The sequence below is a fragment of the Aeromonas genomosp. paramedia genome, assembly GCF_023093515.1.
Taxonomy (GTDB): domain Bacteria; phylum Pseudomonadota; class Gammaproteobacteria; order Enterobacterales; family Aeromonadaceae; genus Aeromonas.
Genome location: NZ_JAAROG010000017.1, coordinates 21,786 through 33,339 on the forward strand (window position 1 = coordinate 21,786; position 11,554 = coordinate 33,339).

An 11,554-nucleotide genomic window follows, 5' to 3' on the forward strand; every position below is an offset into this window, starting at 1 on the left:
AAGATAGTACAATGGGATGCCATTAATTATAACCAGGCCCCCTGGAAAACCCCAAACGAGTCTACATTGAGGGCGAGCCTTGTTATGCATATTATGTAGCCTTTGATGCTATCTTATAGATGTTCAAGAATCATATCTTTTCATTCTGGCTTTCATTTACATCTCACTCTAAATCTGTATTTCAGGATGAAATGTGCTTTATATAGAGAACCATTTTAAATACGATGAATGCTGAGTGACAGGGTTACAATTTCATTCACTGGCGGAGAAAAAGAAATACAACACCTCTTTTCCTCTAGAGTGAAATTTGAATCTGAAATCTAATAAGAGATACAGCTCTCATCAATGTCGTATTCTGGTGATCACCTTATCCAGACCTATTCAACTTGGCGACTCTGGAGTAAAGCAACCGAGAGTTGGTGAACACAGACTGAAAACGGGGTCAGTTTTTCGGCCACTACATCTCTCCACTACAACTCCGCTCTACGCCATAACTCTGAAAAATTTCCATTTTTTGCCCCCTGTCAGATGGCTTCATTTTTCATACATTGTCGCTATCCAGTACATCCACTGGAGATGACAAGGAGATCTATGATAGCAACAACAAAAAACCAATGACCACAGAAGCCGTATCCCGTATCCATAGTGCTGAAGCTCGGGGTAACGGAGGTGGGGTGAGTAAAGATAGCTTCACCGCTCGTGCACAAAAAACTGTGGCAGTTCCCCCGCTAAAACCAACAACGAAATAGTAAGGAAATCACATGTCTAAAAAAGATGACGACGATAACCGCTCGCGTCAATTAAACCCCGAGCACGATGCCTACTGGCAGAGTCGGGGCTACGATGAGCGCCCTGATGATGAAGATGATGAATGACTTTTTCAGGGAGCCTATGGCTCCCTGCTGCCTATAGCTTCATTATAAAAGCGATTGTAATGGCTAAAACATGTGACTACGTCATGATCCAGTTCTGGATCATCCGTTACATGAATCCATCCAGATAATATATCCGCTACGCACCACATCGGCTCACAATAGTGAAGAACTTCCTCGACATCAAAATCTTCTGTCTTGGCTAACTCTTCAAGTGCCCCACGTAACCATTCTCTAACCGTTTTAAATTTTAGATTTCGTTTTCTTGCATAAAACTGACGTAAACTGGTTGCGATAGAGTCTTCATTACAATCCGCGTACTTGGCAAAAGCCTGATAGCCTATTGACTTGGATGCAAAACGTTCCAAAAGAGGTTCAAACAATCCAGACCTATGAGGCACCCATTTATCAAGTGGATAAGTCGGCATCATTTTATTAAATATAGACTGCTTGTGCTCCATTGGTATGTTGCTGTTAAAGTCAGCATCAAACGCTGCCAATGTTTTAATGAAAAAATATATATTAATGTAATGCAGCATTCTAGATAGAACTATGCTATGTTCAGGCTCTACATTTAAGTCGCTCTCATGTACTCTAAGCTCTACATTCAACTCCATTAGACTAGATCTCAGCCAGTCGTTCTCTAAAACTTTCTTGGTTCGATTTTTCCCCTCAAGACCATCTAAGCTATCCAATAAATTTTGCAATTCACACAAAAAATGTTCTGCTTGTGAACAAGTTCGTGGATAATAACCTGTGATTTGAAGGCCTTTGAAGATGCTTGGCCATTTCACACGAATCGCAAATTGCGATATTAGTATGGGTTTAGATGATGTATCATAAAAATCCGAACTAACACCCCTAGCTACTGAAATACTTTCCAATCTTTGAAAGAATTTATCGAATTGAGTACTGTAGCGATCATCACCAGACACTAAAAAATATTTATTTAGTGTTTTTACACATGGAGGATGCAGCTTGTATTTATTTATGAGCGGAGAAGTAAATGTTTTCCTAAAAAACTCCCCTTGTGAAGGAAAACCAAGCCATTCGATAAACTGCGATGGATCATAAAGAAACATTTAATACCCCCACCGGTTAAACGCCAGCGGCATCTTGTTCAGCCTCTCTCGGTGCTCTCTCCAATTTGGCAAGTGCAAATCCATCAGGGAGATAAATCGCTGGTTATGTTTTCGCTCTAAAAGATGCACCATCTCGTGAACAACAATAAATTCCAGGCATTCAGGGGGCTTCTTGACCAACTCGAGATTGATCCAGATGCGAGCAGTATCTGTTTTGCAGCTACCCCACATGGTCTTCATGCGTTTGATACCCACAAAGGAAGGTGACACCTTTAACGCCTCCTGCCACTTGGCGATAAGATCTGGCAAGCGCTGGCGTAGCAACTGGCGGTACCACTCAAGGAGCAACACCTCGCGGCGGTCTGCGTCATAGTGTGCAGGCACCCGCATACGGATCCAGCCCCCCTGTAACTTGACGCTATGGTCCCCATCGGTCTGGATCACATCCAGCCGGTAGCCTCGACCCCAAAGATAATGGGTCTCTCCGCTACACATCTTGCGCTCGCTCTGGCGCGGTTGTGCGGCAAATGCGGCCTGCTGCTGTCGGATCCAGGCCAGTCTTCGCACCACTGCAACCCGAATGGCGGTATCTGACAAAGAAGCAGGCGCGGATACACGCACCCGTCCATCAGGAGGCAATACATTGATGTGCAGGTTTTTGATGCCCTTGCGCTGCAACTCGACAGTCAGCTCACCAAAGGTAACCAACGCCATCAATGGTACTCCGGCTGGGCTTTTACCAGGGTCATCACATCCGCGACGGTCACATCGCACTCTTTGATCTCTTCGGCAATAGCAAAGGCAACCTCCCGCTCTTTGAAGCGATCACCGAGCCAGTCCGCTTTTTTGGTATATCTGACGGCAGTATCGATCTTGGTCACCAGCACTTCATCGCAGCCCAAATTGTCATATAGCGCGCGCTTGGCTGAGGTATCAACACTCGCAGGGTAGGTCTGTGCCCCCCCGCTGGCTGGACGTTTCACCTTCATGGCCAGCTCGCGTACCTTTTCCAGATACTCCTGGTAAGAGATAGCCTGAGAGCGACGCAGCTCAATCAGCTCATCGAGCAGCACCGACATCTTTTCGTAGTACTTGGGGTTAACCGGATTCTCGTCGACGATGGTCCGTCGCACGTTGTTTTCAATCGCCTCAGCCATAGCCTCGGGGTCTTTACGCAGCCCCTCGGGAGCCCCCTCAAGCGCTTCGGCCCCCCGCTCGATGATCAGCTCCAGCAATCCCAGCTCTTCAAAGTCCATCAGGGTTTCACTGGGGTCAGCATCAATATAGAGATCCAGCATCTGCCGCATCGCCGGCTCGAACTGCTTCATATCGACGTGATCACTACTGGCTACTTTGATCATGTCGCGCACTTTGCTGTAGTGCTCCACCTCACGGCGGATCGTGGCAGCCTGGCTCGCGCTATAACCGGCCTCTTCCATCTCCCCCGCCAGCGCGGTAAACGCACGGATCAGCTTGGCGACGTATTGATAGAGGGTTAAACGCAGCGCCTCCTTGTCGAGCAGTTCATCTTCGTCTGCCCCCGGAGCACAGCAGAAATAGTGCTGATAATCCAACTCTTCGCGGGGTGCCTTGACCGGTTCGCAGAGCGTTCGCACCGCCTCCAGGGCATCGTCAAGGTCTTGCTTCCCTTGTGCCAAACGATCTTTCAGCAACCCAGCGACATCATCCTTGTCATAGCCTTCAAAGGCCTCGGCGGTATAATCCTTGACGGTCTTCTCAAGAGAGCGAAACAGGTCCTTGTAATCAACGATATAGCCATATTCCTTATCGGCACCATCGAGCCGGTTGACCCGACAGATAGCCTGAAAAAGGTTGTGATCGGCCATCTTTTTATCGATGTAAAGGTAGGTCGCCGACGGCGCATCGAAACCAGTCAACAGCTTGTCCACGACAATCAGCAGCCGCATCCGACCCGGTTCCTTGATAAAGCGCTGTTTGACCGTTTTCTCAAACTCCTCCACCCGCTTACCGGCCTCATCCTCGCTCTGGCCGAAAAAGTTCGCCAGCATCTTGCGATAGATATGGTATTTCGCCAGCTTTTCGGTCAACCCAGCACCGGTCGTCTGTCCTTTGATGTTACTGGCATTGGGCTGATAGCTGGTGATGATGGCACACTTGTCAGCAAATCCTGCCTGACTGAACAGCTCATAGCTCTTGCAAGCCTGATAAACGCTGGAGCACACCAGCATGGCATTGCCACGGCCATCCGCCAGGCGCTGTTTACGGTCAAAATCGAGCAGGATATCGGCCACGATCTGCTCGAGTCGTGAGCGGCTCGAGAGCAGCTTCTGCATCGAGGCCCACTTCTCTTTTAACTGCTGGCGACCAAGTCGGGAGAGCGCCTTGGTCTTCACCTCGAACCATTCATCCACCTTGGCCTGGGACTTGACCCGTTGGTCAATGTCGCGGGCCTCATAACGCAAGTCCAGCACCACCCCATCGCTCACAGCCTCGTCAAACTTGTAGGTGTGAATGAAGGGTCCAAACACCTCTACCGACTTCTTCTTATCCTTCTTCATCAGGGGTGTGCCGGTGAAGCCAATAAAAAGTGCCTCGGGCAATATGCTCTTCATGGCCCCATGCAACTTGCCCGACTGGGTACGGTGGCACTCATCCACAAAAACAAAGAGTTTGCCCTTGGCCGCAAAATCAGCCGGCAGGCTGGCTTTGAGCTCGGCGATAAATTCATCGTCATCTCGCTCAGCCGTCTCATCTTCTTCTTCCGTGTGTCGGCCAAATTTGTGTACCAAAGAGCAAAGCAGCCAAGGGTGAGCCTCGTTAAGACGGCGTACCAGATCGGCCCCACTCTTGGTACGCAGGATCTCCTCTTCAACCCCAGCAAATACCTTCTCTATCTGCTCATCGAGTTCGGTACGGTCAGTGATGATCAAGACCCGACTGTCAGCGACATTCTCCCGGATCCACTTGGCCATCCACACCATGGTCAGGCTCTTGCCGCTGCCCTGGGTATGCCAGATGATCCCGCCCTCATGGCGCTCAATAAAACGCTTGGCCGCCGTGATCCCGAAATACTGGTTATGGCGACAGGTCTTCTTCACCCCACTATCGAACACGATAAAGTTGTGAATTAACTCGAGAAAGCGCCCCTTCTCGCAGAGCTGGGCCAGGTGGCGATCCAACGGATTTCCATCCTGCGACGAGCCGGCCTCTTTCCACTCCAGATAATATTTCTCAGGGGTTTCGATAGTGCCGTAACGCAGGCCCTGGCTGTCGTTGCCTGCCATGAGCAACTGCTGGGTGGTGAAAAAGTTGCGAATGAAATCCTGTTTCTGGTTGTCGAGGTTTTGCCGGATCCCCTCACCAATAGAGACGGTGGATCGCTTGAGTTCGATCACACCAAGCGCAATACCGTTAACGTAGAGCACCAGATCCGGCCGCTTGGTATTCTCCCCCGCGACTGTCACTTCCTCGGCGATAGCAAAGTCGTTAGCCTCTGGATTGGCCCAGTCCACCAGCCAGACCGTCTGATTCTGCTCACCTGCCCCGGCCTTTTCCTTTACACCGTAGCGCAGCAGGCGATAGACCTCTTTATTGGCATCATAGAGCTGGCGCCCTTCTCCCAAGCTGGCAGCACGCTCGAGCTGACGCAACACTCGGGGAATAAGCGCGGCATCCACCCCACGCCCAGCCAACCAACTGGTCAGCAGAGCGGGCTCGACATTACGATTGTTGGGCCGGGTGTGCCAGTTACCCAAATAGCGATAGCCCAGATCCTCAATAAAAAACCTGACTACTCGTTGTTGGGTGGCGCGTTCACGTTGACCGACAGCTGTCACTGTTTAATTACCTCTGCTTATGCCAATCCAGGCTCGAACGTAGCATCATCAGCTTCAATATCAGCACCATCGATTAATGCCAGCACCTGATCAAGAAAACGTTGTGCTTCATGTACATCTGTTGCTTGCCGTAAGTAGTGTGGTATCCGCTCAACAAATTCGGAGCGTGATAGAGGCTGATGCTCAAGCAATGCCTCGAGCATGGCTGGCCGCAACAAACGGCGATCATCGTCAACATCCGGTAGCGCTACTTCGATAGCATGCTTAGCAAAATACCGAAGCTGCTCCTTAAGTCCCAGCTCTGGTATAGGAGATGTCTCTTGGTGATCCTCTGCCTCTGCAGAAGGCTCGCTCTCCTCCATATACTCATATGAAGGCACTGTGGCCTCAGGTTCCAACGTCTTGAGCTCGTGGAGTTTCCGGATAATCGGGGAGAGCACCTCGTCAGGATTACTGAACCAGTCTGTGGACCAGATACGGCTAATTCTCCAACCCAAACGTTCCAGTACCTCTTGACGCAGTCGATCCCTGTCTCGGGCCGATTTTGCAGAGTGATAGGCAGCACCATCACATTCAATCCCCATCAAGTACCGACCAGGGTAACCAGGGTCTTTCACCGCCAAATCAATAAAGAATCCAGCCACCCCAACCTGAGGCTCACACTCGAATCCGGCTTTCCTAAGCGCCTCCATTACGGCTACTTCGAAGTCGGTATCTGGTGCCTTCCCTGTATGGGTGATTTGTGAGTCCAGTGTTCCTTTTTCAGCAAACTGAAGGAAGCCTTTCAAAGAAACGACTCCAAGTTTACTGGTTTCACTCGTCAGAACATCCTCTGAGCGCATCGAGCTGAAGACATGCATCCGCTTCTTCGAACGAGTGAAGAGTACGTTCAGGCGACGCCAGCCTACATCGGAATTTATTGGCCCAAAGCGTTGATATACCTTCCCACCATGTTCAGCAGGTCCATAGGTAAAGGAAATAAAGATCACATCACGTTCGTCACCCTGCACGTTCTCAAGGTTTTTAATGAAAAGCGGCTCCTCCATGGCATACAAACTATCGATGGCCCTATCGACTTCCGGTCTATTGCGACGCAGTTCATCAATAGCGCGTTCGATCTGGTCGCGCTGTTTTGAACTCATTGCAACCACACCGAGTGATTCGCCCGGTCTGTGCTGCGCATGATGAAGCACCGCCTCTGCCACGGCTTGTGCCTCTTCGATGTTATGTTGGTTGGAAAAACGTCCTTTCGAGACATAGGTAAATTTGATCCCATACTCCGGAGACTCCGCATATGGAGAGGGGAATATCACCAGGTCGCTGTTATAAAAATGGCGGTTGGAGTAGGCGATCAGCTTCTCGTGCCGGGAACGATAGTGCCAGCGCAAACGCCGCATAGGAAACAGCGGCAATGCGGCATCCAGGATACTGTCCGTATCGCTGAGCGCGGCGGCATCATCGTCATCCTCACTATCCACACTTCGATCAAAGAAACTGGTTGGCGGCAACTGCTTGGGATCACCCACCACCACCAATTGCTTGCCCCTGGCGATAACTCCCAACGCATCCTCTGGCTTTACCTGAGATGCTTCATCCATCACCACCAAGTCGAATTCCACCCGTCCAGGTTCAAGGTAATGAGCTGCGGACATTGGCCCCATCATGAAGCAGGGTTTTATAGCAACCAGAGCACTGCAGGCTCGGTTGACCAACTGCCGGATTGGAATATGTCTGGCTTTTTTTCCCAGCTCATTTTTGATCAGTGCCAGTTCGGTGTATTCACTCTTCTTACCTCCCGCGTTCCCCTCCGGGACATGGCGACGAGCAATCTGCGCAGCAATGCGCTGACGCTGCAACGTAATAAGCTTTTTGTCGTACTCCTTGAACGATGCTTGCAAGGCATTGCGTTGGGTACCGGAGATCCTCACCAATTCAGGGTGAGCCTGAATAACCTCTCGAGCCAACTGGTCATGGAGTGCCAAAGCCAAACCCAGTTCAACCTTCTCCACAGGGAGCGTTCCGGCAAGGACTGCAGACCAGATCCGCTGCAATCCGCGTTCCTGCATCTGTTCGTAGCAACGGATAAAGTTGACCCACCCATTCAACCAGCGAGGCTGTTGAATCGCCTTTTCGTTCCGCTCTAGCAATGCGCCCAGTGAACTGTCTGTCGACTTTAGCCACTGGCTGTTATCCAACATTGTTTCTTGTGCAAATCGCGCAGCATGTTGCTCCTGGTAATGCCATTGCAAGCCAACTTCAACACCATCACGGCAAAGTAACGCATACTCGCTCGCATTATCCAGATGCCTGATCCTGGTGGCCAAAGAGGCACACTTTATGTTTCCAACCAGTTGATCAGCCAGATTCAGCGTGTCGCCGATAATGGTTAGTGCCTGCCGATTATCTTTATTCAACCCAAAAGCCAACGGGACTGATTGCGCAAGGACACCCAACTCCGGTTTCTTATTTTCAAGGTCAATCTGCAAGGCAGACATTTTTTGCAAGAGATCGGAGAAATGTGTCATCTGACCCAGTGATACCTCCGTATTGACAAACCCCCCCTGTAAAGCAGTCAGCGTCGCTTGCACTTGTTGGCAAGCCTGTCTCAATGCTCCTTGTTCACCTAGCCAGACAGGATGATCTTTCAGTTGGTGGGCAATGCGCGGCAGCAACTTGGTCTCATTTTCTGCCTGCTTCACCAAGGCCATTATTTTCGCGCTGAACTGTGACTTCTCGATCTGATGGACGCCTTTAATGATTTCGCCATCCAGAGCCATCACATCAGAGCCTATAGCTACCCGCTTTCCAAAGCCGATGCCGTAACAAGCGCGGACCTGCTTGTACCAATCGCGCAATTGCATCAACTGCGCACAATCCGTGTCCAGTCCACGGTATGCGTTGCCGAGTTGATTACCGAAGGCTCTTTGCTCAAACCGCTGCAGTAACTCCGTGTACTTCACCAGGTTAGTTGACCAACGTTTCAACTCGGCAAACTTGGTTCCTGGCTGCCGAGACAACCCTGTGAGCAAGGCCTTGGCCTTACGCCAATCACTCTTGAACCATGAGAAGAAACCACCCTGCTGAATAATCGCAACAGCACGAGCAAGTTGCTCTTGGGACGGTAGTCTGTCCAACTGATACAGCTCGGACAAGTTATCCCTGAGGGGACGTAACTCTTCAATCTGCTGAACCAGCTCGAGCAGTACAGCATCGAGGCCATCATCATCAAACAGTGGGTCACGTACCCTGATGAGTTCTGCAGGCAAGGCCCCCACAATAGACAGCAATTCTGAACAGAATACTAAGCCAGGCTGGGTATCATCGATGTGTGCAGAGAGGCTGCCAGGTAACGCACTCTTGAAGTCGCTCAGCTGGCCAGAGAGGGATGACAACTCATCTTCGATGCATCGAATAGACTCGAGCCACTTGATCAAGTCACGAAGAGAGATATGTTCAGCAACACCGTACTTTGCCAATTCTTCACGGGGAAAGTCGCATTGCTCCCCTCGCTCTAATAGACGGAGTTTCTCGGGTTCAATGGCTTGACTCAAGGCGTCATAGTAGCCTTGAAGGGTGTCAAATCTCGTCAGATAGTGACGAACGCGTGCTATCGCATCCGAGGTATCCATCCCGGGAAGTGCGGCGAATAATTCCGATCCGCTCAAGGTAGGTAGATGCTTCTGATCCTGTACCAGTTGCTCAATATGGGAGAGCGTATCGAGCCCCTCACCTTCCAGAACCCATTTGTCTAAAAAGCCTTGATAATGATGATGGAAATGGAGGATAGACGCCTGCCAAGCTTGTAACAAATCAACTATACGAGCGCTGTCAAACAGCTGGATTTGGGTGTTATTCACACCACTCCAAGGGTGCTCATATATTTCTGCATCGGCCCCCACCTGCTCCCGCACCTCCTTGTAGATACGGCTAAACTCCACCACTTGGTCGCTCAGTCGTAGCTGAGTCACCTTGTCCAGTTTTTTACCAGAAAAGTTCTCAATATGGAGTGCTGTTGCATCGATATCCAATTTGTGGCGATAGCGTGTCGCACCACTCAGGATCTGATGGATAGTCCTTCCCGTGAGCTCCCAAGGGGTGTTTATCAATGCCGCATACTCATTGAGCTGTCTCTTGAGCTCTTCATAACGCGTAATCTGGGCGTCAATTTCCTCCGTCGTCGGCATCGTTGCCTGACGCATCATGCGGGCTTCAATATCCTCCAGCACCTTACGCTTATGCGTCTTGTGGCTGTGCAACTCCAAGCAGAACTCACCCAGACCGGCACGATCCAGACGACGCTTGACGACCTCCAAGGCCGCCATTTTCTCTGCTACGAACAGCACCTTCTTGCCATTGAGCAGGGCCGCAGCAATCAAGTTGGTAATCGTCTGTGATTTGCCGCTGCCGGGAGGGCCTTCAATGACCAGATTTTTCCCATGGATGGCATCGATCAACGCACTGTGTTGCGAACTATCCGCATCATCGATCAGTGGGATCCGGTCATGGATCTCAGGGTAACTATCGATGCAATACTCATGTTGGCTTAATCCACCCGCTGAGTCGGCATTGTTTTCGCCGCCCCCCTGACTGGTGAAAAAGCGACGGATCACCTCATGAGACAAGATGTTGCGTTTGTCCTGAGGCCAACGAGCAGGATCGAGATCCAGATACATCATCATCTTGCCAAAGTTGAGCAAGCTCAGCGCCCCGTAGCGTTTCACCGACCACCTGGGTTTATGCTTGCCAACGACTTTGGTCACAGCAGCGAGATAGGACTCAGGTGTCGGCTCTTCGTCAAACAGAGGAAGAGCCAGCCCAAAGTCAGCCTGTAATTTCTCCTTCAAGGAGAGATTGGGCAGGATATCTTCACCCGTGTAATGGATCTGGTATTTGTAGAGGCCATCCTTGGGATCCAGCTTGCCACGCTCACATCGCACAGGAATGGTGAACAAGGGGGCAACGCGTGCTTTATCCGAAGTATCGCTCTCGTACCATTCGAGGAATCCCAGCGCCAGATACAGGATATTGGCGCCACTCTCTTCTATGGCCGTTTGAGCCTTATTGTGGATGGCCCGCAGACGCGCCTCGAGCTCTCCGGGGAAGAGCAGAACTTGTATCCGTGTATCATCATGACCAGGGTACGATGACGATATAGTGAGCGTCTTTCCCGCCTTGGCCTGACGCTCAAAATCCTCGAGTCCTTCATAACCAGCAAGGCTGCAGGCAGCGGTCAATTCTGGCAGGCTAAGCCCTTGCCTGGTGTACTGAGCCCGTATCCCGGTCAGCTTCCCATCCTGGGCCTGGCCATATTGATAGATAAACTCATGGGCCTGCTCCAGCAGTGGCCGGTTTACTTCTGAGGCAGGAACCCGCTGTTCAGTGGGTAAATCGAATTCGGTGCTGATCCCCAAAACCTGTGCCCACTCCTTGGCCGTCGGAAGGGCCCTTAGCTGGACATCCTTACCATCCTCACCAACTTTCAGATAACCATGCTCCAGCAGTTGCTGGCGGGTTGGTTCAGGGACTGGCGCAAACTCCATTGCGACTTCCGCACAGAGTGTTTCATAGAGCTGATCCGGCAACTCATCGACAATGCGCAGTGCGGACCCTTTATTGGTGAGGGGAAAGTTGAGCAGGCGATTGCGAGAGGTTAGATCCAATAACTTCTTTCGCATCGCCTCAAGGGAGGTCAATACAAAAGGATCCACCCCCTCTATCACTCCACCTGTGGATGATGCTTCTACAACCGACATACAGCTCTCCAATTATTTTTTAAACTCTC

At 50.7% G+C, this 11,554-nt stretch carries 4 protein-coding genes; all 4 read right to left on the reverse strand.

Annotated features, from left to right (window positions below):
• Window positions 1–889: 889 nt before the first annotated feature.
• The 4 genes from HB860_RS10730 to hhe are packed head-to-tail and all read right to left on the reverse strand — an operon-like array spanning window position 890 to window position 11,525.
• Window positions 890–1,954: a hypothetical protein gene (locus HB860_RS10730; RefSeq protein WP_247626634.1), complete on the reverse strand. Its 1,065-nt coding sequence runs from the start codon at window positions 1,952–1,954 to the stop codon at window positions 890–892.
• Complete coding sequence (locus tag HB860_RS10735) at window positions 1,955–2,668, reverse strand: M48 family metallopeptidase (protein WP_247626635.1); 714 nt, start codon at window positions 2,666–2,668, stop codon at window positions 1,955–1,957. It lies immediately after the preceding gene.
• On the reverse strand, window positions 2,668–5,772 hold the full coding sequence (locus HB860_RS10740) for a type I restriction endonuclease subunit R (RefSeq protein ID WP_247626636.1): 3,105 nt from the start codon (window positions 5,770–5,772) through the stop codon (window positions 2,668–2,670). The genes HB860_RS10735 and HB860_RS10740 overlap by 1 nt, the downstream gene beginning before the upstream one ends.
• A gap of 17 nt (window positions 5,773–5,789) precedes the next feature.
• Window positions 5,790–11,525 (reverse strand): DUF4011 domain-containing anti-phage protein Hhe, encoded by a 5,736-nt coding sequence (gene hhe / locus HB860_RS10745; RefSeq protein WP_247626637.1) that lies wholly within the window; start codon window positions 11,523–11,525, stop codon window positions 5,790–5,792.
• Between the last annotated feature and the right edge of the window lie 29 nt (window positions 11,526–11,554).